Raw genomic sequence first — 23,291 nt, 5'->3', positions numbered from 1 at the left:
GGGATGCGCCGGGTACTGAGCGGGTTCCGGGACGGCGGCCAGGGCCGTGATGTGAGGCGATGGCGGCGTCGGCACCGGCCCTGGCGCCGGGACCGCCACCACCCTCGCCCCCGCCACAACGACCAGGGATTCGCGACCGTCTGGGTGGCTGTCGCCGTCTCCGCGCTCTGTGTGGTGTTCGCGGGCGTCCTCGCGCTGGGGCAGGCCGTCGCGGCCCGGCATCGGGCGGGCGGTGCCGCGGACCTGGCCGCGCTGGCGGCGGCCGACCGGGCGCTGTGGGGCACGGCCGACGCCTGCGGCGCGGCGGCCCGGGTCGCCGGTGCGCAGGGCGGCCAGGTGGTGCGGTGCGCGGTGACCGGGGAGATCGCCGATGTGACCGTACGGGCGAGGTTCGGCCCGTACGGCCCGGCGGTCAGGTCCCGGGCGGGCCCGGCGGCTCCGCCTCCGTACCGGCTTCCGGAACGGGCTCCGGGGCCGGGGCCTCCCGGAGCAGTTCGGTGAGCAGGCGCACCGCGCCCCGCTTGTGCAGGGGGTCGTTGCCGTTGCCGCACTTGGGGGACTGCACGCACGAGGGGCAGCCGGCCTCGCACTCGCAGGAGGCGATGGCCTCGCGCGTCGCGGTCAGCCACTCCCGCGCGGTGTGGAAGGCGCGTTCAGCGAACCCGGCGCCGCCAGGGTGGCCGTCGTACACGAAGACCGTCGGCAGCAGGGTGTCCGGGTGGAGCGGCACCGAGACGCCGCCGATGTCCCAGCGGTCGCACGTGGCGAAGAGCGGCAGCATCCCGATGGAGGCGTGCTCGGCGGCGTGCAGGGCGCCGCCCAGGATCTCCGGGTTGATCCGGGCGGCATCGAGCTGGTCCTCGGTGACCGTCCACCACACGGCCCGGGTGCGCAGGGTGCGGGGCGGCAGGTCCAGCTTGGACTCGCCCAGCACCTCGCCGGTGATGAGTCTGCGGCGCAGGAAGGAGACGACCTGGTTGGTGACCTCGACGGAGCCGTAACAGAGGCGGCCGGCTCCCCATGGGATCTCGGTGTCGGTTTCGAGGACGGAGATGGAGGTGGTGTCCCTGGCAACAGTCGAATAGGGCGGATTGGCCTCCTCGACGAGGGCGGCGGAATCCTCCAGGTCCAGATGCTTCACCAGGTACGTACGGCCCTGGTGGAGGTGGACGGCGCCGTCGTGGACGGTGGTGTGGGCGGCGGACGCGTCGACCGTGCCGAGCAGCCGTCCCGTCGAGGCCTCGACGATCTGGACCGGGCGGCCCCCCTCGCCCCGGATGTCGGCGAGGTCGGCGGCCCGCTCGCGGCGGGTCCAGTGCCAGCCCGACGCCCGTCGCCGGAGCAGTTTCGCGGCCTCCAGCTGCGGCATCAGCCCCGGGCTCGCCGGGCCGAAGAGCTCCAGGTCGGCCTCGGTGAGCGGGAGTTCGGCGGCGGCCGCGCACAGGTGCGGGGCGAGGACGTAGGGGTTGTCCGGGTCGAGCACGGTCGACTCGACGGGCTGCTGGAACAAAGCCTCGGGGTGGTGGACGAGGTAGGTGTCCAGCGGGTCGTCGCGGGCGACCAGGACGGCCAGTGCGCCCTCGCCCGACCGCCCGGCCCGGCCCGCCTGCTGCCACAGGGAGGCCCGGGTGCCGGGGTAGCCGGAGATGATCACGGCGTCGAGGCCGGACACGTCGATGCCGAGTTCCAGGGCAGAGGTGGCGGCCAGGCCCAGGAGTTCCCCGGAGTGCAGGGCCTGCTCCAGGGCCCGGCGCTCCTCGGGGAGGTAGCCGCCCCGGTAGGCGGCGACCCGGCGGGCGAGGGCGCGGTCCACCTCGTACAGCCGTTCCTGGGCGATGACGGAGATCAGTTCGGCGCCGCGCCGGGAGCGTACGAAGGCGACCGTGCGTACGCCCTGGACGGCCAGGTCGGTGAGGAGGTCGGCGGTCTCGGCGGTGGCGGTGCGGCGTACGGGCGCGCCCTTCTCGCCGTGGAGTTCGGTGAGCGGCGGCTCCCACAGGGCGAAGACCAGTTCGCCGCGCGGGGAGGCGTCGTCGGCGACCTCGACGACGGGCAGGCCGGTGAGGCGGTGGGCGGCCACGGAGGGCTGGGCCGCCGTGGCGGAGGCGAGCAGGAAGACGGGATCGGCGCCGTAGCGGGCGCACAGACGGCGCAGACGGCGCAGGACCTGGGCGACATGGGAGCCGAAGACGCCCCGGTAGGTGTGGCACTCGTCGATGACGACGTAGCGCAGTGAGCGCAGGAAGGAGGACCACTTGGGGTGGGAGGGGAGTATGGCCCGGTGCAGCATGTCCGGGTTGGTGAGGACGTAGTTGGCGTACTGGCGTACCCATTCGCGTTCCTCGACCGGGGTGTCGCCGTCGTAGACGGCGGGCCGGATCGCGTTGCCCAGGGGCGCCGCGAGGGCCTTCACCGAGCGGCGCTGGTCGGCGGCCAGGGCCTTGGTGGGGGCGAGGTAGAGGGCAGTAGCGCCGCGTCCGTTGGGGGCCTCGGAGCCGTCGAGCAGGGTGGTGAGGACGGGGGCGAGGTACGCCAGGGACTTGCCGGAGGCGGTGCCGGTGGCGATGACCACGGACTCGCCGTCCAGGGCGTGCTCGGCGGCGGCCGCCTGGTGGGCCCAGGGGTGCTCGACGCCCGCCAGCTGAATGGCGTTGATCACTTCTGGGCGGATGCGGTGGGGCCAGACGGCATGGCGGCCCTCGCGCGGGGGCAAGTGCTCCGTATGAGTGATGCGCGCAGCCCGGTCCGCACCCGCGGCGAGCCGGTGCAGGACCGTGCCCGGGTCGGGTCGTTCACCCGTGCCCGTGGCGGGTGTTCTGGGGTGCTGATTCCTGGCCATCGGCACCGAGTGTGTCACTGGCGTGACGGACAATGGTCCGAAGGCGTCGTGCATGGCTGCTGGTAAGTGATTGAATGCCATCGCGGCTGGCGATCCGTTCTCTGGCTCCGCCGGGGAGACTCAGGGGGCGGCCGCTCGATAGCAAGGTGCTGGAGGATCCGTGGACCTGTCCCTGTCGACTCGCAATGTGTCCGGCCCTGGTGGCGACCGTACGGTCGTCGAGGTCGGTGGCGAGATTGATGTGTATACCGCGCCCAAGCTGCGCGAGCAGTTGGTCGAGTTGGTGAACGACGGCAGCTACCACCTGGTTGTCGACATGGAGGGCGTGGACTTCCTCGACTCCACCGGTCTCGGCGTGCTCGTGGGCGGACTCAAGCGTGTCCGCGCCCATGAGGGCTCGCTGCGGCTCGTCTGCAACCAGGAGCGCATTCTGAAGATCTTCCGGATCACCGGGCTCACCAAGGTGTTCCCGATCCACAGCTCGGTCGATGAGGCCGTCAACGCGACCGACTGACGGCGGCCGTCCCTGGACGGCTCCGGAGGAAGGACAGGGGCACCGGGCCCCACCAAGGCCCGGGGCCTCTGAGACGCACGCCCGTATGCCCGAGGGGGATCGCATGGCCACCGTTGAACTCCGCTTCAGCGCCCAGCCCGAACATGTCCGGACGGCCCGCCTGGTGGCGGCCGCGGTGGCGCGCCGGGCCGGAGTGGACGAGGCGGTCCTCGACGAGGTGAGGCTGGCCGTCGGCGAGGCGTGCAGCCGCGCCGTCGGGCTGCACCGGGCATACGGGGTGGCCGCGCCGGTGCGGGTCGTGCTGACCGAGGAGGAGAAGGCGTTCTCCATCGAGGTCGGCGACGAGGTGCCCGGTACGGGTTCCCAGGGCGCCGCACCGGGCGCCCGGGACGCCGCGTCCCAGGACGAGCTGGACGACGCCGGCGAGGACGAGATGGGCCTCGCGGTCATCAGCGGCCTCGTCGACGACGTGGAGGTCACTTCGGACGAGTCCGGCGGCGTCATCCGCATGACCTGGCCGACGACCGAGGCCCCGGCCATGCCCTGAGCATGCCCTGACCGTTTTCTTGATCCCCGCTGTGAAGGCCCTGCTGAGCAGGGCCTTTTTCTGTTGTAAAGATTATTTTCGCGATCCCGGATGAGGCGTCAATGCTTTTGCCCCATTACCGCTTTCGGGGGCCTTTGTGTGGCGCGATCATTTGCTGAGTAGCAACTGAAGGTCAATTCCGCTGGCCGCGCCCTGTTTTGATCGTGTTCCGCTCCCTACAATCCGTCCACATCTTGAGCTCTGAGCGTCAAGGAGGACGAATGGCGGGGCTCTTCAACCCACAAGAACTCGATCACCCCACTTCACTCGCGGCCGCGGTTCTGACCGACGACAACCGGTTGATCGTGATCGTCATCGCGGCCGTGGCCCTCGCGGCCCTGGTCGTGGCCCAACTGCTGGTCCGTCAGGTGCTGGCGGCAGGCGAGGGCACCGAATCGATGAAGAAGATCGCGGCGGCCGTACAGGAAGGCGCGAATGCCTATCTGGCCCGGCAGTTGCGCACCCTCGGCATGTTCGCCGTCGTGGTGTTCTTCCTGCTGTTCCTGCTGCCGGCCGACAACTGGTCGCAGCGCGCGGGCCGATCGGCCTTCTTCCTGATCGGCGCGCTCTTCTCGGCGACGACCGGATACGTCGGCATGCGTCTTGCCGTTCGCGCGAATGTGCGCGTGGCGGCCGCCGCCCGCGAGGCGACCCCCGGAGAAGGCGAACCAGAAAAGGATCTCACGGCCGTCTCGCACAAAGCCATGAAGATCGCTTTCCGTACGGGCGGCGTGGTCGGCATGTTCACGGTGGGCCTCGGCCTGCTGGGTGCCTCCTGCGTCGTCCTGGTCTACGCGGCCGACGCCCCGAAGGTGCTGGAGGGCTTCGGCCTCGGCGCGGCGCTGATCGCCATGTTCATGCGTGTCGGCGGCGGCATCTTCACCAAGGCCGCCGACGTCGGCGCCGACCTCGTCGGCAAGGTGGAACAGGGCATTCCGGAGGACGACCCGAGGAACGCCGCCACCATCGCCGACAACGTGGGCGACAACGTCGGCGACTGCGCCGGCATGGCGGCCGACCTCTTCGAGTCGTACGCCGTGACGCTGGTCGCGGCCCTCATCCTCGGCAAGGCGGCCTTCGGCGACTCGGGCCTGGCCTTCCCGCTGATCGTTCCGGCGATCGGCGTGGTCACCGCGATGATCGGCATCTTCGCGGTCGCCCCGCGGCGCGCCGACCGCAGCGGGATGTCGGCCATCAACCGCGGCTTCTTCATCTCCGCGGTGATCTCGCTCACCCTGGTGGCCGTTGCGGTCTTCGTCTATCTCCCGTCGTCGTACGCCAAGTTGGACGGGGTCTCCGACGCCGCCATCAAGAACCACGGCGGCGACCCGCGCGTCCTCGCACTGGTCGCGGTGGCCATCGGCATCGTGCTCGCCGCGGTGATCCAGCAGCTGACCGGGTACTTCACCGAGACCACTCGGCGCCCCGTCCGCGACATCGGCAAGTCGTCGCTCACGGGCCCCGCGACGGTCGTCCTGGCCGGTATCTCCATCGGCCTGGAGTCCGCCGTCTACACGGCCCTGCTGATCGGTCTGAGCGTCTACGGCGCCTTCCTGCTCGGCGGTACGTCGATCATGCTCGCGCTGTTCGCGGTGGCGCTGGCCGGCACCGGCCTGCTCACCACGGTCGGCGTGATCGTCGCCATGGACACGTTCGGGCCGGTCTCCGACAACGCGCAGGGCATCGCCGAGATGTCCGGCGACGTGGAGGGCGCCGGCGCCCGGGTCCTCACCGACCTGGACGCCGTCGGCAACACCACCAAGGCCATCACCAAGGGCATCGCGATCGCCACCGCGGTCCTCGCGGCGGCCGCGCTGTACGGCTCGTACCGCGACGCCATCGCCACGGCGGTGGGCGACGTGGGCGCCAAGACCAGCGCGATGACGCTCAGCATGGACATCTCACAGCCCAACAACCTGGTGGGCCTGATGCTGGGCGCCGCCGTCGTGTTCCTCTTCTCGGGCCTCGCGATCAACGCGGTCTCCCGGTCGGCGGGCGCGGTCGTCTTCGAGGTGCGGCGCCAGTTCCGCGAGCACCCCGGGATCATGGACTACAGCGAGCAGCCGGAGTACGGGCGAGTCGTCGACATCTGTACGAAGGACGCGCTTCGCGAGCTGGCCACGCCCGGTCTGCTCGCGGTGCTCGCGCCCATCGCGGTCGGCTTCACCTTCGGTGTGGGCGCGCTCGGCTCGTATCTCGCGGGCGCGATCGGCACCGGCACGCTGATGGCCGTCTTCCTCGCCAACTCCGGTGGCGCGTGGGACAACGCCAAGAAGATGGTCGAGGACGGCAACTTCGGCGGCAAGGGCAGTGAGGCCCATGCCGCGACCGTGATCGGCGACACCGTCGGCGACCCGTTCAAGGACACCGCGGGCCCGGCCATCAACCCGCTGCTGAAGGTGATGAACCTGGTGGCGCTGCTCATCGCGCCCGCCGTGGTCAAGTTCAGCTACGGAGCGGACGCCAGCCCCGGTGTGCGCGCGGTTGTCGCGGTGCTCGCGACGGCCGTCATCATCGGCGCGGTGTACGTGTCCAAGCGGCGCGGAGTGGCCGTGGGCGACGAGGGCAACCATGAGATGACCGCCAAGTCACCTGACCCTGCGGTCGTTTCCTAGCGACACCTCGACAAGAGCGGGCGGGCAGTGCGAATTGACGCACTGTCCGCCCGTCGCGTTGTCCGGGAAGCCCCGCCGCACGGTCGCCGTGAGCCTTGTCTCCCTTGGTGCAAATGGCTGCAAAAGCCAGCAGATCCGGCGTACGACACGCGGTTGTCGCCCACTTGGCGTGTATGTTCCGGGGCCGAGAGCCTTGGAAGGGACCGATCCGGTGAACAAGAAGCTTGCGGCCGCACTGTCCGGCGGTGCGGTACTGGTGCTCGCGTTGTCGGCGTGCAGCAGCGACGACTCGGGCAAGAAGGTGAATGACTGGGCCAAGACCTTCTGTGACCAGGCCCAGCCGCAGATCAAGAAGATCACTGACGCCAACGCCGCCATCGAGAAGCAGACGGCGGACGAGAGCAAGCCGGCCGATGTCCAGAAGACGGACTCGGCGGCCTTCCAGCAGATCTCGGACGCGTACAAGGCGCTGGCCGACAGCATCAACAAGGCCGGTGCCCCGCCCGTCAAGGACGGCGACAAGACGCAGCAGGAGGCCGCCAAGGAGCTGAGCGCCTCCTCCGCCTCGTACGCCGACCTCAAGAAGAAGGTCGACGCGCTCGACACCGGCGACCAGGCGAAGTTCGCGGACGGCCTCAAGGGCGTCGCCGACCAGCTGAACACCATCAGCAAGAGCAGCGACGACGCCCTCAAGAAGCTGGAGTCGGGCGACCTAGGCAAGGCGATGCAGAAGCAGCCCGGCTGCCAGAAGCAGACGCCCTCCACGACCTCCTCGCCCGCGGCCGGTGGCGGCGCCTCCAAGGACGCGTCCCCGGCGGCCTCCGCCTCCAAGGGCGCCAAGCCGTCGGATTCCGCAAAGCCGTCGGAGTCGGCCAAGCCGTCCGACTCGGCCAAGCCCTCGGCGTCGTCGAGCGGCCAGTAGCGCCGGCGGAGACCAATCTCCACGCGCGCGTCCGTCGCGCGGGGCCTCGTGCCTCGTGCGGCGGACGCCACGCGCGCGTGGAGCGGCTCGACGCCCCGCACACACCCCTTTCGGACGGCCCGGACCCATGTGGGTGCCGGGCCGTGGGTGTTTGTCAGTGCCAGCCGCCACAATGGCCGGGTGAGTACGACCAGTGATTCCGCCAGTTCGCCCGCCGGCCTGCCCGTGCCCGACCGCGCCGCGCGGCTCCGCGACGCCCTGATCGCGGCCGACTTCACCGCCGACGGGCTGCTCGACCTGCTCGGCGCGCCCGCCTACGCCGCGCTGGCCCGGAGCGAGACGGTGCCCGCCCTGCGCGCCACGCGCGGCGGATCGCCGCTCGACACGCTGGTGCGGCTCTTCCTGCTCCAGCAGCCCGTCGCGTACGAGGCCGCCCGCGCGGCCCTGCCGGGCGACGAGGCACTGGAGGACGGCTGGATCACCCGTACCGGTGATGAAGTGCGGGCCGCGGTTGACGTGCGCCCGTACGGCGGACCGGAGGGCGAGGACTGGTTCATCGTCTCCGACCTCGGCTGCGCCGTCGGCGGCGCCGGGGGCGCGAGCGGCCGCGACGAGGGCATGGTGCTCGGCGTCGGCGGCGCGTCCACCACGCTCGCCGGGCTCACCGTGCGCACGCCGGTGGCGTCCGCCCTGGACGTCGGCACCGGCTCCGGCATCCAGGCCCTGCACGCCGCACAGCACGCGACCCGGGTCACCGCCACCGACCTCAACCCGCGCGCGCTGGCCTTCACCCGGCTCACCCTCGCCCTGTCCGGCGCGCCCGAGGCGGAGCTGATCGAGGGCTCGCTGTACGAGCCGGTGGGCTCCGCCACGTACGACCTGATCGTCTCCAACCCGCCGTTCGTCATCTCGCCGGGCGCGCGCCTGACGTACCGGGACGGCGGGATGGGCGGGGACGATCTGTGCCGCTCGATCGTTCAGCAGGCGGGGGCACGGCTCAACGACGGGGGGTACGCGCAGTTCCTCGCCAACTGGCAGCACGTCGAGGGCGAGGAGTGGCAGGAGCGGCTGCGCTCCTGGGTGCCGCGCGGCTGCGACGCCTGGATCGTGCAGCGCGAGGTCCAGGACATCACGCAGTACGCGGAGCTGTGGCTGCGGGACGCCGGGGACCACCGCACCGACCCGGAGCAGTACGCGGCGCGCTACGAGGCGTGGCTCGACGAGTTCGACGCGCGCAAGACCAAGGCGGTCGGCTTCGGCTGGATCACCCTGCACAAGTCGGGCTCCGAGCAGCCCTCGATCACCGTCGAGGAGTGGCCGCACCCGGTCGAGCAGCCGCTCGGCGACACCGTGCGCACCCACTTCGCCCGCCAGGAGTACCTGCGCACCCACGACGACGCGGCGCTGCTCGCCTCCCGTTTCCGCCTCGCCGACGAGGTGGTGCAGGAACAGGTGGGGCTGCCGGGCGCCGAGGACCCCGAGCACGTGGTGCTCCGGCAGAACCGGGGCATGCGCCGGGCCACCACGGTGGACACGGTCGGCGCGGGCTTCGCGGGCGTCTGCGACGGCCAGCTGGACGCCGGGCGGATCCTGGACGCCATCGCCCAGCTGCTCGGCGAGGACGCGGTGCTGCTGCGCGACCGCACTCCGGAGGCGATCCGGATGCTGGTCGGACAGGGCTTCCTGGAGCCGATGGACGACTGACGGGAGCCGCGCGGGGGAGCGGCGGGCCGGGGCGGCCGTGAAGTGGCAGAGGCAGTGACGGGATGACGGACTGACGGGGGTGGGAAACGCATGATCCGGATCGAGCTGGACGAAGCGGCGCTCGGGGCCACCCGCATAGCCGTCAGCCCGCTGTGGGAGGCGTTCTGCAGCCTGCACCTCCTGCGGCCGCAACGCCGGCCCTCCTGGCCGTACCAGGAGTGGGCGGTACGCGCGCGCGAGGTGGTCCGCGAGGACGAGCGCGTGCGCCCGCTGCGCCAACTGCTCGACGGGCCGCTGAACTTCCCCGACTTCATCCTGCCGCAGCCGACCGGCACCCACTCGGTCTACGAGGAGACCGCCCAGGTCCGCGCCACCCCGTCCGAGGTCGTGCGTACGCAGCTCGCCGAGCACTACCCGGACCTGGACGAGCACCCGCTGGTGCGGCCCTACCGCGAGGATCCGGAGGCGGCCTGCGCGGCGCTGGCCGACGCGTACGAGGCGTACTGGGAGGGGGCGCTGGCCGACCTGTGGCCGACCATGCGGCGCCTCGTCGAAGACGAAGTCCTCGTCCGGGCACGGACGTTCGCGACCGAGGGCGTCGACGCGCTGTTCGCCGGGCTTGAGTCACGGGCCCGGTGGGAGCCGCCGGTCCTGGAGCTGACCAAGCACATAGACGCCGAGTACCGGGCCGGGGAGCGGCGGCTGCTCCTGGTGCCGCTGGTCTTCGCCGAGGGCTGTCGGCTCTACTCGACGGACGACCCCGAGGTGCTGGCGGTCTCCTTCCAGGCGCGCGGCGCGGGCGCGCTGCGGGAGTCGCCCGAGCCCCTGGCGCTCGCCGAGGACCGGCTCGGGATGCTCCTTGGGCGCGGACGGGCGGCGGTGCTGCGGCAGTTGGGCGGCCCGCTGACCACGGCCGGGCTCGCGGACCGGCTCTCGCTGGCCCCGAGCACCGTCTCGGAGCATCTGTCGGGGCTCGCCGAGGCCGGGGTGGTCACCCGGCACCGGGTCGGCCGCAGCGTCTACTACCAGCTGACGGACACGGGCCGCTCGCTGCTCGCCCTGCTGTCGGGCGAGGACGTGCTGCGGGCGGTCGGCTAAGGGCGGCCAGGGCCACCGGGGCCCTCGGGCCTGGGGCTCTGGCTCGCCTCCCGGCGCCCGGCGAGCGCGCGGAGGCGACGATTCGGGGCGCGCCGAATCAATGGCCGGGGGCGAAACCCGCCCCTAGCGTCGTGGACATGACAGCGATTGAAGTACGTGAACTGCGCCGCACGTACACCTCCCGTACGGGTTGGCTGCGGCCCCGCCGGGTGGAGACCGAGGCGGTGCGCGGAGTCAGCTTCGACGTCGGAGAGGGGGAGCTGTTCGGGCTGCTCGGGCCCAACGGCGCGGGCAAGACCACCACCATCAAAATGCTCAACACCCTGCTGCTGCCGACCTCCGGCACGGCCCGGGTGCTCGGCCACGACGTGGCGCGCGACCCCGTCACCGTCCGCAGACGCATCGGATACGTCTTCGGCGGCGACCGCGGGCTGTACGAGCGGCTGTCCGCTCTCGACAACCTGCGCTACTTCGCCGAGCTGTACGGCGTCGAGCCGCGCGAACAGAAGGCGCGGATCGCCGAACTCCTCGATCTCGTTGGGCTCGACGGGCGCGAGCGCGAGCGCGTCGAGGGGTACTCGCGCGGCATGCGGCAGCGGCTGCACATCGCGCGCGGGCTGCTGCACCACCCCGACGTGCTCTTCCTCGACGAGCCGTCCATCGGCGTCGACCCGGTCGCCGCGCGCGACCTGCGCCGCACCGTCGCCGACCTGAAGGCGGCCGGCACCACGGTCCTGCTCACCACGCACTACATGGCCGAGGCCGACGAACTCTGCGACCGGATCGCCGTCATCGCGGGCGGCACCATCCGGGCACTCGGCACCCCCGACGAGCTCAAGTCCCGTATCCAGGAACGGGACGTCGTCGAGCTGGAGGCGTACGGCGCGGACGAGGCGGCCCTCGAACGGCTGCGGCGGCTGCCCGGAGTGCGCGGCGTCGCCGCCGAGGACCGGGGCGCCGCACAGGCCGTCACCGTACAGACCGACCGGGGCGCCGACGTGCACGGACAGGTACTTGCCGCGCTCGACGGCATCCGCATCGGCCGGGTCGTCACCCGCGAACCGACCCTGGAGGACGCCTACATCGCGATCGTCGAGGACGCCGGCACCCCCGCGCGGCCGACCGTACGCGAGGTGACCGCGTGAAGCGGCTGCTGCGGATCGGCCGGCTCGTACGCGTCGGCGTGCGCACCCATGTCACCTATATGTCGCGCTCGCCGATCGAGATCACCTTCGCCGTCCTGGTCCCGCTCGTCTACGCCACCCTCGCCGTCTACCTCTTCCGCGCCGCCGGCGACCCCGACCGGCTGCTCACCGCCTCCGTCGGCGCCGGCCTCATGGGCATCTGGTCGTCCGTGCTCTTCGGCTCCGGCGGGGCCGTGCAGAACCAGCGCTGGCTCGGCACCCTGGAGACCCTGGTCGTCTCCCCGACCCGGCTGCCGCTGATCCTGCTGCCCATCACCCTCGCCACCGCCGTCATCGGCACCTACGCCATGGTGGCCACCGTCGGCTGGGGATGGCTGCTGTTCGGTGTACCGCTCGACTTCGCCCACCCCGTCCTCTTCCTCCTCGCCGTCCCGGTGTGCGTGCTCGCGCTCGGCATGATGGGGCTGCTCCTCGCGGCCACCTTCGTCCTCCTGCGCAACGCCAACGCGCTCGCCAACCCGCTGGACGCACCCGTGTGGATGCTGTCCGGAATGCTCGTCCCGATCGGCTCGCTGCCCGGCTGGACCCGGCCCATCTCCTGGTTCCTGCCCACCACTTGGGGCTCCCGCGCGGTCCACGCGGCGACCTCCGGCGGCGACGTGCTCCGGCCGATGGGACTCGCCCTCGCCCTCGGCGCCGCCTACGCGCTGCTCGCCGTCGCCGTCCTCGGCCGGGTCGAGCGCCGGGCCCGCGCCGCCGCCACCCTCGCCCTCGCCTAGGAGCACCGATGCTGCGTCAACTCATCCGCACCGGACGCCTCGTGGTCGTCGGCGGCGCCATCTCCTACCGGGCGCTCTTCAACTGGACCACCCCGCCCATGTTCATCGGAACCCTGCTGGTCGGCCCCGTCCTGCAACTTCTCTTCTTCGTCTTCCTCGGCCGGGAACTCGGCGTCGCCGACGACCGTTTCTACCTCATAGGAAACGCCGTACTCGCCTCCTCCACCGCGTGCGTGTACGGCGGCACGATGGCCGTCTCGAACGAGCGGCGGTACGGCACGCTGGGCGCCGTCCTGCTCTCGCCGAGGCGCCGCGCGCCCCTGTGGTTCGGCCGCGCCCTCCCGTACGTCCTCAACGGGCTGGTGGTCAGCGCCTTCACGCTCGCCGCCGCGTGTCTGGTGCTGGGGCTGAGCCTGCCCGCCGGGGCGGTGCCCGGGCTCGCCCTGGTCCTGGTCGCGGCAGCCGTCGCGTGCTCGGCGTTCGGGCTCGCGCTCGGCGCGCTGGGGCTGCGTTTCCGGGACGTGTTCCTGGTGTCGAATGTGGCCAGTTCGGCACTACTGCTGCTCACCGGTGCCAATGTGCCGCGTGCGTCCCTGCCGGGATGGATGCGTACGACAGGTGAGGTACTGCCGCTCACCCATGCGGCGGGTGCGGCCCGGCGGATCGCGTCGGGCGGCGCTACCGCATGGCGCCAGGTCGGGGCGGAACTGGCGGTGGGCGTGGGCTGGGCTGTGCTCGCGGTGCTGCTGCTGACCGTCTTCGAACACGGCAGCCGCCGCCGGGCCACGCTCGACGTGATGTGACGTGGGGCGGGGAGGGGGAAGTGGGGTGGGTGGGGGGAGGGGATCCCCCCCAGGGTCCGATTTCAGCCAACAAATGCCCCCACCCCAACCCCTTTCCCGCACCGCTCCCCGCGACCCTCCCCACCGCCCCCGACACACGCTCGACACACTCCCGCCCCCGCTGGGCCGGATGGAGGTGTGCCGAGGTGTGCCCGTTCACCTGGAGTTCGCCGGGACTCCGCCCGGGGGTGCCAGGATCCGCGCCATGGACGGGATGGGTGGGGCGGAGGCGGCTCCGGCCGTGTTCGCGGGGGCGGTCTTCGTACTGTTCGGTGGCGCGCTGCTCGCGTGGACGGGAGCGCGTGTGCGGCATCGCGAGCCGGTGGCGGACGGGGGCAGTCCTGCCGTGTCGGCGGCGCTGGCGACCGTCTTCGGCGTGGCGTTCCTCGTCGCCGGGGTGTGGTGCTTCACACGCATATGACGCCTCGGCGACGCGTCGGGCGGGCCGACGGCGATCATGCCGGGCACTCGCGCCGACGCGCCGGGCCGGTCGGCGCTCTCCCCGGGACGGTGCCCAGGTCGGCGACCGGGTGGACGCCCGGGCCGATGGCCGGCTCCGCGCTGGGACGAAACGCTTTTCACAACGTTGTCGGGCGGTCCGGGCGGCAGACTCGCCGTAAGTCGGGTTACCGTTCGAGTGGCCGCTGCGGGCTTTTGCTGTTTGACACGGGGGCGGGTTGTACCGTCACACTCCGCAGCGACCGTACAGCTCGTACGTGCCACCCGAGTGCCGACCGGAGAGAAGAGCGAAGTTGTCCCCGACCAGCGAGACCGCAAAGGGCGGCCGCCGACTCGTCATCGTCGAGTCTCCTGCCAAGGCGAAGACGATCAAGGGCTACCTGGGCCCCGGTTATGTCGTCGAGGCGAGTGTCGGGCACATCCGCGACCTGCCGAACGGCGCCGCCGAGGTGCCGGACAAGTACACCGGCGAGGTGCGCCGTCTCGGCGTCGACGTCGAGCATGACTTCCAGCCCATCTATGTCGTCAACGCCGACAAGAAGGCGCAGGTCAGAAAGCTCAAGGAGCTGCTGGCCGAGTCCGATGAACTCTTCCTCGCCACCGATGAGGACCGCGAGGGCGAAGCCATCGCGTGGCACCTCCAGGAAGTCCTGAAGCCCAAGGTCCCGGTCCACCGGATGGTCTTCCACGAGATCACCAAGGACGCGATCCGGGACGCCGTCGCCAACCCGCGCGAGCTCAACCAGCGCATGGTCGACGCCCAGGAGACCCGCCGTATCCTCGACCGCCTCTACGGCTACGAGGTCTCGCCGGTGCTGTGGAAGAAGGTCATGCCGAGGCTGTCGGCGGGCCGTGTCCAGTCGGTGGCGACCCGACTCGTGGTGGAGCGGGAACGCGAGCGCATCGCTTTTCGTTCTGCTGAGTACTGGGACCTGACCGGGACGTTCTCCACCGGCCGGGCGGGCGACGCCTCCGACCCGTCCTCGCTGGTGGCACGGCTCGCGACGGTCGACGGCCGCCGCGTTGCGCAGGGCCGCGACTTCGGTCCCGACGGACAACTGAAGAGCGATGTCCTCCACCTCGACGAAGCGAACGCCCGAGCCCTGGCGGCCGCTCTCGCCGACACGGCCTTCGCCGTGCGCTCGGTGGAGTCCAAGCCGTACCGCCGCTCGCCGTACGCACCGTTCCGTACGACGACGCTCCAGCAGGAGGCCTCCCGCAAGCTCGGCTTCGGGGCCAAGGCCACCATGCAGGTCGCCCAGAAGCTGTATGAGAACGGCTTCATCACCTATATGCGTACGGACTCCACCACGCTGTCCGACACGGCGGTGTCGGCGGCCCGTGCGCAGGTGACGCAGCTGTACGGCGCGGACTATCTGCCGGAGAAGCCGCGTACGTACGCCGGGAAGGTCAAGAACGCGCAGGAGGCGCACGAGGCGATCCGCCCGTCGGGTGATCGTTTCCGCACTCCGGCCGAGACGGGTCTGACCGGCGACCAGTTCCGGCTCTACGAGCTGATCTGGAAGCGGACGGTCGCGTCCCAGATGAAGGACGCGGTCGGCAACTCCGTGACCGTGAAGATCGCGGGCCGGGCGAGCGACGGGCGGGACGCGGAGTTCACCGCGTCCGGCAAGACGATCACCTTCCACGGCTTCATGAAGGCGTACGTCGAGGGCGCGGACGACCCGAACGCGGAGCTGGACGACCGCGAGCGGCGCCTTCCGCAGGTCGCCGAGGGCGACGCGCTGTCGGCCGAGGAGATCACCGCGGACGGCCACGCGACCAAGCCGCCGGCGCGCTACACCGAGGCGTCGCTGGTCAAGGAGCTGGAAGAGCGCGAGATCGGGCGGCCGTCGACGTACGCCTCGATCATCGGCACGATCCTCGACCGTGGCTATGTCTTCAAGAAGGGCACGGCGCTGGTCCCGTCGTTCCTGAGCTTCGCCGTGGTCAACCTGCTGGAGAAGCACTTCGGCCGACTGGTGGACTACGACTTCACCGCGCGGATGGAGGACGACCTCGACCGCATCGCGCGCGGCGAGGCGCAGGCGGTGCCGTGGCTGAAGCGTTTCTACTTCGGTGAGGGCGAGGGTGGCGCGGCTTCCGACGCCGGTAACGGCGACGGGGACCACCTGGGTGGTCTCAAGGAGCTGGTCACGGACCTCGGTGCGATCGACGCGCGCGAGATCTCCTCGTTCCCGGTGGGGAACCAGATCGTGCTGCGGGTCGGCCGCTACGGGCCGTACATCGAGCGCGGTGAGAAGGACGCCGAGGGCCACCAGCGCGCGGACGTGCCGGAGGACCTGGCGCCGGACGAGCTGACGGTGGAGCTGGCGGAGGAGCTGCTGGCCAAGCCGAGCGGCGACTTCGAGCTGGGCGCGGACCCGGTGAGCGGCAACCAGATCGTGGCTAAGGACGGCCGGTACGGGCCGTATGTCACCGAGATCCTGCCCGAGGGCACGCCGAAGACGGGCAAGAACGCGGTGAAGCCGCGCACGGCTTCGCTGTTCAAGTCGATGGCGCTGGACACGGTCACGCTCGACGACGCGCTGAAGCTGATGTCGCTGCCGCGTGTGGTGGGCGCCGACGCCGAGGGTGTGGAGATCACCGCGCAGAACGGGCGCTACGGGCCGTACCTGAAGAAGGGCACGGACTCGCGGTCGCTGGAGTCGGAGGACCAGCTCTTCTCCATCACCCTGGAGGAGGCGCTGGCGATCTACGCCCAGCCGAAGGCGCGTGGGCGCGCGGCCGCCAAGCCGCCGCTCAAGGAGCTGGGCACGGACCCGGTGAGCGAGCGTCCGGTGGTCGTGAAGGACGGGCGCTTCGGTCCGTACGTCACGGACGGCGAGACCAACGCGACGCTGCGGACCGGCGACAGCGTGGAGGACATCACTCCGGAGCGCGGCTACGAGCTGCTGGCGGAGAAGCGGGCGAAGGGTCCGGCCAAGAAGGCGGCGAAGAAGGCGCCCGCCAAGAAGGCTCCGGCGAAGAAGACCGCGGCCAAGAAGACGGCCGCGAAGAAGACGGCGGCCACCGCCAAGAAGGCGCCTGCCAAGAAGACGGCGGCGGCCGCGAAGAAGGCGGCCGCGGCCGAGTAAGGGCTTCGTCGGGCTCCGCCTGTCCATCGTCCCGGTCGGGGCCATGGGCAGGCGGAGCCCGCCCGTATGTTCGGGCGGGCCCGCAAGGACCCGGGGGGTCCGGATAGGCTGGGCGGATGACGCGAGCCGAGCAGCCCCACAGCTCTGAAGGCGCAGGGGGGACCCCCACGGGCGTGAGCCCCACCTCCGACGCCCTAGCCGCAGACTCACGCGAGCGCGCCGTACGCGCGCTGTTGCGCATCCCGTCGCTGAGGCGGCTGTGGAGCGCCCAGTTCGTCGGCGGGGTCGGTGACGCGCTCGCCGTACTCGTCCTGCTGCTGCTCGCGCTCCAGGCTGCGGTCTCCGAGGACGCTCTCGGCGGCGGCTACCGGGGTGCGGCCTTCGCCGTGGCCGCGGTGTTCGGCGCCCGGCTCGTCGCGACGGTGCTGTTCGGGGCGGTGCTGCTCGGCCCCGTCTCCGCGCTGACCGTGCCCACTGGTCCGCTGGACCGGCGCTGGACCATGATCGGGGCGGACGGCGTACGTGCCGCGCTGTTGATCGTCGCGCCGCTGTGGATCGACTGGACCCCTGACAACGCGCTGGTGTTCATCCTGGTCACGGCCTTTGTGGCCGGAGTCGCCGAGCGGTTCTGGACGGTTGCCAAGGAGAGCGCGGCACCGGCGCTGTTGCCCGCGCCCCCGCTGGAGGGTGCTTCGGTGCGCCCCCTGCCGGACCATGTGGACGCGCTGCGGCGCCTGTCGCTGCGTACGACGTTCGCGGCGATGCCCGCGGCGGCCGTCGCGCTGCTCGTCGCGGCTCTCGTGAGCAAGGGCCTGGGCAAGGGCATCGACTGGTTCGACCTGCACCAAGCGGCCCTCGGCTCCTATGTGGCGGCGGGTCTGTTCGCCGCGTCCGTCTCGGTCCTGGCGATGCTCCAGCTCCCCGGCACACAGACGCCACGCGCGCGTAGCCCGCTGGAGGGGCTGCGCAGGCCGTCGACCGGCGCCGGGCCCGACAAGGGGCGTACGGGCGCGGTTCCGCTGCTCGTGCTGGCCTGCGGCGCGGTCGCCGGGGCGATCGCCGCGGCGGCTGCCGTCGCCGTGCTGCACGCCGCCGACCTGGGCGGCGGCCCGGCCGCGTTCGCCCTGCTGATCCTCGCGCTGGTGGGCGGCACGGGCGTCGGCGTCCGCGTGGCGCCGAAGGTGCTGCCGGTGCTTTCGCGGCGGCGGCTGCTCGCGCTCGCGATCGCTCTGACGGGTGTCGCGCTGCTCGCGATGGGCCTGGTGCCGGACACGGCGACCGTCCTGTTCATCGCGCTGGGCGCCGGTGTAGCGGCCGGTATCGCCGCCAACAGCGGGCACACGCTGATCGACCAGGAGACCGAGGAGTACCGGCGGGCCCGCACCACCGATCACCTCCAGGCGGTCGTACGGGTCGCGATCGGCCTCGGCGCGATCCTCGCCCCGCTGGTCGCCGCCGCCATCGGCCCGCACCGCCTGGCCGGCGACGGCTTCGTCTTCGCGCACGGCGGCGCGGGCTTCACGCTGATGCTGGCCGGCGCGCTGCTGCTGCCGGTCGCCGCAGTGGTCCTGGCCAAGACCGACGACCGGCAGGGCGTGCCGCTGCGGCGCGATCTGCGGGACGCGGTGCTCGGCGCCGACCCGGCGCAGGCCCCGGCCGCCACCGGCTTCTTCATCGCGCTTGAGGGCGGCGACGGAGCGGGCAAGTCCACGCAGGCGCAGGCGCTGGCCGAGTGGATCCGGGCCAAGGGCCACGAGGTCGTGGTGACCCGCGAGCCGGGCGCGACGCCCGTCGGCAAGCGGCTGCGGTCCATCCTGCTCGACGTCTCCAGCGCCGGTCTCTCCAACCGCGCGGAGGCCCTGCTGTACGCGGCGGACCGCGCCGAGCACATCGACTCGCTGGTGCGCCCCGCCCTGGAGCGCGGCGCGATCGTCATCTCGGACCGCTACATCGATTCCTCGGTCGCCTACCAGGGTGCCGGGCGCGATCTGTCCCCGACCGAGATCGCCCGGATCAACCGCTGGGCGACCGGTGGTCTCGTACCGCATCTGACGGTGCTCCTGGACGTCGCGCCGGAGACCGCGCGCGAGCGGTTCACGGAGGCGCCGGACCGGCTGGAGTCGGAGCCGCCCGAGTTCCACGCGCGCGTACGTGCCGGGTTCCTGACCCTCGCGGCCGCCGACCCGTCCCGCTACCTGGTGGTGGACGCGAGCCAGGAGCCGGAGGCGGTCACCACGGTCGTACGCCATCGGCTCGACCAGATGCTGCCGCTCTCCGAGGCCGAGGTGAAGGCCCAGGAGGAGGCGCGCAAGGCCGCCGAGGAGGAGGCCCGCCGCAAGGCGGAGGAGGAGGCCGCGCGCAAGGCCGAGGAGGAGCGGCTGGAGCGCGAGCGCCAGGAGCAGCTCGCCAAGCTGCGCGCCGAGGAGGAGGAGCGCAAGCGGCGCGAGCTGGAGGACGCGCGCCGCCGCGAGGAGGAGCGCCAGGCCGAGGAGGCCCGCCGCAAGGCCGAGGAGGCCAGGCGGCTCGCCGAGGAGGAGCGCGTACGGCGCGAGGCGGAGGCCAAGGCCGCCGCGGCCGAGCAGGAGCGGCTGCGCAAGCTGGCGGAGGAGCAGGCCCGGCTGCGCGCCGAGGCGGAGGAGCGCCGCCTGGAGAAGCAGCGCAAGGCCGAGGAGGCGCTGGTGCGGGCCGAGGAGGCCCGGCGGCTCGCGGAGGCGGCCGCCGCGGCCGCCGCTGCGACGGCTGCCACGGTGACCGAGTCGGCTCCGGCGTCGGCCACGCGCGCGAGGGCGAAGGCCGCGCCGGAGTCGGACTCCGAGATCACGGTCCCGACGCCGGTGGTGAGCCCCGAGCCTGCGAGCGACAGCGAGGTCACCCAGGAGGTGCGGGTGCCGGGTGCCGGTTCCGGACCGGCCGCCGGGGACGCCAAGGCGGACGCCGACGCGACCACCGTCCTGCCGCAGATCCCGGCCGACGCTGCCGAGACGACGGTGCTGCCGCCGGTGCGGGACGCCGACGAGACGGCTGTGCTGCCGTCCGTACGCGAGCAGGCCGCGGGTCGCGGTGCGCGGCAGCCCGTACGGGGCACGGACGCGGACCGCTTCCCGCCCGGCATCTTCCGCGACGAGCAGGCCGCGCGCGGCGAGCAGGGCGACGGCCGGGAGAACGACCGGACGCGGGAGCTGCCGCAGGTCGACCCGGAGCAGCTGCGGGCGGAGCCGGATCAGAAGCGTCCGTCGCGGCCCCGGCGGCGTTCGGACTGGGCCGAGGAGACCCCGCTGGACGATCTGCCGACGCTCGCCGACGAACTGCTCGGGCCGCACGCCGACGACGATGACGACCGGCGGGGCCGCCGCCGCTGACCTGCGGGTGAGCCGCGCGGGACGGGATTGTCAGACCCCTGCCCCACAATGGGGTGCGTAACGGGGAGTACTGGTCACGACGCGGAATGCGGAACACGCGGAGCGGGAGGCGGTGAGCCATGACGGTGTGGGACGACCTGGTCGGGCAGGACCGGGTGCAGGAGCAGCTGGCCGCCGCAGCGCGCGACGCCGACGCGCTGGTCACCGCCACGTCGGCGGGTGAGGCGCTGCCCGACGCGTCGAGGATGACGCACGCGTGGCTGTTCACCGGGCCGCCGGGTTCGGGCCGCTCCACGGCGGCGCGCGCGTTCGCCGCCGCGCTGCAGTGCGTCAGCCCGGACCGGGCGCTGGGCGGCGCGCCGGGGTGCGGGTTCTGCGACGGCTGCCACACCAGCCTGGTCGGCACGCACGCGGACGTGGAGATCGTCCGTACGGATCTGCTCTCCATCGGCGTCAAGGAGACCCGCGATCTCGTCCGCAGGGCTCAGCTGTCCCCGGCCGTGGGCCGCTGGCAGGTGATCGTCCTGGAGGACGCCGACCGCCTCACCGAGGGCGCCGGCAACGTGCTCCTGAAGGCGGTGGAGGAGCCCGCCCCGCGCACGGTGTGGCTGCTGTGCGCGCCGTCGCTGGAGGACGTGCTGCCGACGATCCGCTCGCGCTGCCGCCATCTGACGCTGCGGACGCCGCCCGTGGAGGCCGTGGCCGACGTGCTGGTCCGCCGTGACGGCATCGCGCCGGAGATCGCGGCGGCCGCCGCCCGCGCCACGCAGGGGCACATCGGCCGGGCCCGCCGCCTTGCCACCGACGAGGGCGCGCGCGCCCGCCGCGCCGCCGTCCTGAAGGTGCCGCTGCGGGTCGAGGACATCGGCGGCTGTCTGAAGGCCGCGCAGGAGCTGGTGGACACCGCCGCCGAGGACGCCAAGCAGCTCGCCGAGGAGGTCGACGTCAAGGAGACGGAGGACCTGAAGCAGGCCCTTGGCGCGCAGGCGGGCGGCCGGATGCCGCGCGGCACCGCCGGGGCGATGAAGGAGCTGGAGGACCGCCAGAAGCGCCGCAAGACGCGTACGCAGCGCGACAGCCTGGATCTCGCGCTCACCGACCTGACCGGCTTCTACCGCGACGTGCTGGCGATACAGCTCGGCGCCCGCACGGAGCTCGCGAACGCCGACGTGCGGGACGCGGTGGACCGGATCGCCCGGGGCTCCGGCCCCGAGGCGACCCTGCGCCGCATCGAGGCGGTCCTGGCCTGCCGCGAGGCCCTGGACCGCAACGTGGCACCGCTGCTCGCGGTGGAGGCGATGACGGTGGCGCTGCGGGCGGGGTGACGGGCACGCGTGGTGCGCGTCCGGGGACGGACGGTGCCCGCGCACCGGGTTGACCGCCTCACTCGTACGAGCCGTCGTCCGTCGACGGGCAGGGCACTTGGTGTCACTCGGCGGTTACGCTCCCGGGATGGACTCCAGGCGTCTGCTCCGTTCCTCCGCCATCGCCGCCGTGACCGCCGGACTGCTCGTCTCCGGATGCTCGTCCTCAAGCTCGTCCACCACCGCGACCGCGTCCACCTCCTCGGCGGGCGGCGCGCAGACGTCGGCCGCACTACGCACGTACTACCAGCAGAAACTCAGCTGGCGGGCGTGCGGTGTGCCCGGCTTCGAGTGCTCCACGATGAAGGCCCCGCTCGACTACGCGAAGCCCGCGGGCGGGTCGGTGAACCTCGCGGTCGCCCGCAAGAAGGCCACCGGCCCGGGCAAGCGGATCGGCTCGCTCCTGGTGAACCCGGGCGGCCCCGGCGGCACGGCGGTCGGCTATCTGCAGCAGTACGCGGGGCTCGGCTACCCCGCTCCCGTACGGGCCCGGTACGACATGGTGGCCGTCGACCCGCGCGGGGTCGCCCGCAGCGAGCCCGTCGAGTGCCTGACGAGCCAGGAGATGGACGCGTTCACGCAGGTCGACCAGACTCCGGACGACGCCGCCGAGAAGATCGCGCTGGAGAACTCGTTCAAGAACTTCGCGGCGGGCTGCGAGAAGCACTCCGGGAGGATCCTGCCGCATGTCTCCACGGTGGAGGCGGCCCGCGACATGGACATCCTGCGGGCGCTGCTCGGCGACGAGAAGCTGCACTACGTAGGCGCTTCCTACGGCACGTTCCTGGGCGCGACCTACGCCGAGCTGTTCCCGGACCGCACCGGGCGCCTGGTCCTGGACGGCGCGATGGACCCGTCCCTGCCGGCGCTGGAGATGAACCGGGACCAGACGGCGGGCTTCGAAACGGCGTTCCAGTCGTTCGCCGCGGACTGCGTCCAGCGCAAGGACTGCCCCCTGGGCACGAAGTCGGTGGCGGACGCGTCGACGCGGCTGAAGGCGTTCTTCGCCGAGCTCGACGCGAAGCCGATCGAGACGGGCGAGAGCCGCACGCTCGGCGAGGCGCTGGCCACGACCGGGGTGATCGCGGCGATGTACGACGAGACGACCTGGCCCGAGCTGCGCACCAGCCTCACCCGCGCCCTGCACGGCGACGGCGGCGGCCTGCTGACCCTCGCCGACTCGTACTACGAGCGGGACGCGGACGGGAAGTACGCCAACCTCATGTACGCCAACGCGGCCGTGAACTGCCTGGACCTGCCCCCGGCCTTCTCCGGCCCGGACGCGGTCGCCGCCGCGCTCCCCTCCTTCCGCAAGGCGTCCCCGGTCTTCGGCGAGGGCTTCGCGTGGGCGGCCCTGAACTGCACGTACTGGCCCCTGAAGGCGACCGGCGCCCCGCACCGGATCGAGGCGAAGGGCGCGGCCCCGATCGTGGTGGTCGGCACCACCCGCGACCCGGCCACCCCCTACAAGTGGGCCCAGTCCCTCGCCTCCCAGCTCTCCTCCGGCCGCCTCCTCACGTACGAGGGCGACGGCCACACCGCGTACGGCCGGGGCAGCGACTGCATCGACACCGCGATCAACACCTACCTCCTGGAGGGCACGCCCCCGCCCACCGGCAAGAAGTGCACCTGAGCTGCGGGAGTCCCTCGAACAGGGGTGGTCAGGAGCACCCCCGGAAACTGTGTAGACTTGGCCGCGTTGCTGATCGCACCATGGTGCGGACGGCGCGCCGCCTTAGCTCAGTTGGCCAGAGCAACGCACTCGTAATGCGTAGGTCTCGGGTTCGAATCCCGAAGGCGGCTCCATTGAACCCCAGCTCAGGCGTCTGAGCTGGGGTTTCTTTTTCTGTTGGCCTTGAAATCTCGGCAAATCGGGCACCCTCTATCTGTGCATCGTAATGCGTAGGTCGAAGGTTCGATTCTGTGACGAGATCGACGGGCCAAGGCCCTGAACTGGTCTTTTGCTT

General features: G+C 72.0%; 16 protein-coding genes and 1 tRNA gene. 16 read left to right on the top strand and 1 reads right to left on the bottom strand.

Annotation, left to right across the window (positions count from 1 at the left end; all coding sequences use genetic code 11):
- Positions 1–3: 3 nt before the first annotated feature.
- Positions 4–501, top strand: coding sequence for an Rv3654c family TadE-like protein (locus ACT1U9_RS13965; RefSeq protein WP_444538618.1), 498 nt, complete (start codon positions 4–6; stop codon positions 499–501).
- Here ACT1U9_RS13965 and ACT1U9_RS13960 read toward each other — a convergent pair.
- Complete coding sequence (locus tag ACT1U9_RS13960; protein ID WP_444538617.1) at positions 413–2,920, bottom strand: DEAD/DEAH box helicase; 2,508 nt, start codon at positions 2,918–2,920, stop codon at positions 413–415. The two genes, ACT1U9_RS13965 and ACT1U9_RS13960, sit on opposite strands and share 89 nt — an antisense overlap.
- A 79-nt stretch (positions 2,921–2,999) precedes the next feature.
- On the opposite strand from ACT1U9_RS13960, the gene ACT1U9_RS13955 reads away from it, so the two are divergent.
- The 15 genes from ACT1U9_RS13955 to ACT1U9_RS13885 all read left to right on the top strand — a co-directional run bounded on the left by ACT1U9_RS13955 (position 3,000) and on the right by ACT1U9_RS13885 (position 23,130).
- Positions 3,000–3,353, top strand: a complete 354-nt coding sequence (locus ACT1U9_RS13955) for an STAS domain-containing protein (protein ID WP_188272881.1) — start codon at positions 3,000–3,002, stop codon at positions 3,351–3,353.
- A gap of 103 nt (positions 3,354–3,456) precedes the next feature.
- Positions 3,457–3,900 (top strand): ATP-binding protein, encoded by a 444-nt coding sequence (locus ACT1U9_RS13950; RefSeq protein WP_444538616.1) that lies wholly within the window; start codon positions 3,457–3,459, stop codon positions 3,898–3,900.
- A gap of 260 nt (positions 3,901–4,160) precedes the next feature.
- Complete coding sequence (locus ACT1U9_RS13945; protein WP_444538615.1) at positions 4,161–6,554, top strand: sodium-translocating pyrophosphatase; 2,394 nt, start codon at positions 4,161–4,163, stop codon at positions 6,552–6,554.
- Positions 6,555–6,765: 211 nt separating this feature from the next.
- Positions 6,766–7,476, top strand: a complete 711-nt coding sequence (locus ACT1U9_RS13940) for a small secreted protein (protein WP_444538614.1) — start codon at positions 6,766–6,768, stop codon at positions 7,474–7,476.
- 180 nt (positions 7,477–7,656) lie between these two features.
- Positions 7,657–9,180: a DUF7059 domain-containing protein gene (locus ACT1U9_RS13935; protein ID WP_444538613.1), complete on the top strand. Its 1,524-nt coding sequence runs from the start codon at positions 7,657–7,659 to the stop codon at positions 9,178–9,180.
- Positions 9,181–9,270: 90 nt separating this feature from the next.
- Complete coding sequence (locus tag ACT1U9_RS13930) at positions 9,271–10,278, top strand: ArsR/SmtB family transcription factor (protein WP_444538612.1); 1,008 nt, start codon at positions 9,271–9,273, stop codon at positions 10,276–10,278.
- 137 nt (positions 10,279–10,415) lie between these two features.
- Positions 10,416–11,423 carry an ABC transporter ATP-binding protein gene (locus ACT1U9_RS13925; protein WP_444538611.1) on the top strand — a complete coding sequence of 336 codons (1,008 nt, stop codon included), beginning with the start codon at positions 10,416–10,418 and terminating at the stop codon, positions 11,421–11,423.
- Positions 11,420–12,202 carry an ABC transporter permease gene (locus ACT1U9_RS13920; protein WP_444538610.1) on the top strand — a complete coding sequence of 261 codons (783 nt, stop codon included), beginning with the start codon at positions 11,420–11,422 and terminating at the stop codon, positions 12,200–12,202. The genes ACT1U9_RS13925 and ACT1U9_RS13920 overlap by 4 nt, the downstream gene beginning before the upstream one ends.
- 8 nt (positions 12,203–12,210) lie before the next feature.
- Positions 12,211–13,005: an ABC transporter permease gene (locus ACT1U9_RS13915; protein WP_444538609.1), complete on the top strand. Its 795-nt coding sequence runs from the start codon at positions 12,211–12,213 to the stop codon at positions 13,003–13,005.
- A 187-nt stretch (positions 13,006–13,192) separates the two neighbouring features.
- Positions 13,193–13,465 carry a hypothetical protein gene (locus tag ACT1U9_RS13910; RefSeq protein ID WP_444538608.1) on the top strand — a complete coding sequence of 91 codons (273 nt, stop codon included), beginning with the start codon at positions 13,193–13,195 and terminating at the stop codon, positions 13,463–13,465.
- 331 nt (positions 13,466–13,796) lie between these two features.
- A complete protein-coding gene (gene topA, locus ACT1U9_RS13905; protein ID WP_444538607.1) occupies positions 13,797–16,601 on the top strand; it encodes a type I DNA topoisomerase in 2,805 nt (934 codons plus the stop codon).
- 116 nt (positions 16,602–16,717) lie between these two features.
- On the top strand, positions 16,718–19,960 hold the full coding sequence (gene tmk / locus ACT1U9_RS13900; protein ID WP_444538606.1) for a dTMP kinase: 3,243 nt from the start codon (positions 16,718–16,720) through the stop codon (positions 19,958–19,960).
- Positions 19,961–20,079: 119 nt separating this feature from the next.
- Positions 20,080–21,285 (top strand): DNA polymerase III subunit delta', encoded by a 1,206-nt coding sequence (locus ACT1U9_RS13895; protein ID WP_444538605.1) that lies wholly within the window; start codon positions 20,080–20,082, stop codon positions 21,283–21,285.
- A 127-nt stretch (positions 21,286–21,412) separates the two neighbouring features.
- Positions 21,413–22,957: an alpha/beta hydrolase gene (locus ACT1U9_RS13890; protein WP_444538604.1), complete on the top strand. Its 1,545-nt coding sequence runs from the start codon at positions 21,413–21,415 to the stop codon at positions 22,955–22,957.
- A gap of 96 nt (positions 22,958–23,053) precedes the next feature.
- A tRNA-Thr gene (locus ACT1U9_RS13885) sits at positions 23,054–23,130 on the top strand.
- Positions 23,131–23,291: the final 161 nt, after the last annotated feature.

The sequence above is a fragment of the Streptomyces sp. BR1 genome (genome assembly GCF_052373795.1).
Taxonomy (GTDB): domain Bacteria; phylum Actinomycetota; class Actinomycetes; order Streptomycetales; family Streptomycetaceae; genus Streptomyces.
Note: the sequence above shows the minus strand (reverse complement) of the source record. Positions and strands in the feature narration are given on the sequence as shown.

Excerpts from the sequence above, each read along its gene's own strand:
- ACT1U9_RS13965 (WP_444538618.1), top strand. The coding sequence starts at position 4 with ATGCGCCGGGTACTGAGCGGGTTCCGGGACGGCGGCCAGGGCCGTGAT.
- ACT1U9_RS13915 (WP_444538609.1), top strand. The coding sequence starts at position 12,211 with ATGCTGCGTCAACTCATCCGCACCGGACGCCTCGTGGTCGTCGGCGGC.
- ACT1U9_RS13895 (WP_444538605.1), top strand. The coding sequence starts at position 20,080 with ATGACGGTGTGGGACGACCTGGTCGGGCAGGACCGGGTGCAGGAGCAG.
- tmk (WP_444538606.1), top strand. The coding sequence starts at position 16,718 with ATGACGCGAGCCGAGCAGCCCCACAGCTCTGAAGGCGCAGGGGGGACC.
- ACT1U9_RS13890 (WP_444538604.1), top strand. The coding sequence starts at position 21,413 with ATGGACTCCAGGCGTCTGCTCCGTTCCTCCGCCATCGCCGCCGTGACC.
- ACT1U9_RS13930 (WP_444538612.1), top strand. The coding sequence starts at position 9,271 with ATGATCCGGATCGAGCTGGACGAAGCGGCGCTCGGGGCCACCCGCATA.
- ACT1U9_RS13960 (WP_444538617.1), bottom strand. The coding sequence starts at position 2,920 with ATGGCATTCAATCACTTACCAGCAGCCATGCACGACGCCTTCGGACCA.
- ACT1U9_RS13950 (WP_444538616.1), top strand. The coding sequence starts at position 3,457 with ATGGCCACCGTTGAACTCCGCTTCAGCGCCCAGCCCGAACATGTCCGG.
- ACT1U9_RS13945 (WP_444538615.1), top strand. The coding sequence starts at position 4,161 with ATGGCGGGGCTCTTCAACCCACAAGAACTCGATCACCCCACTTCACTC.
- ACT1U9_RS13925 (WP_444538611.1), top strand. The coding sequence starts at position 10,416 with ATGACAGCGATTGAAGTACGTGAACTGCGCCGCACGTACACCTCCCGT.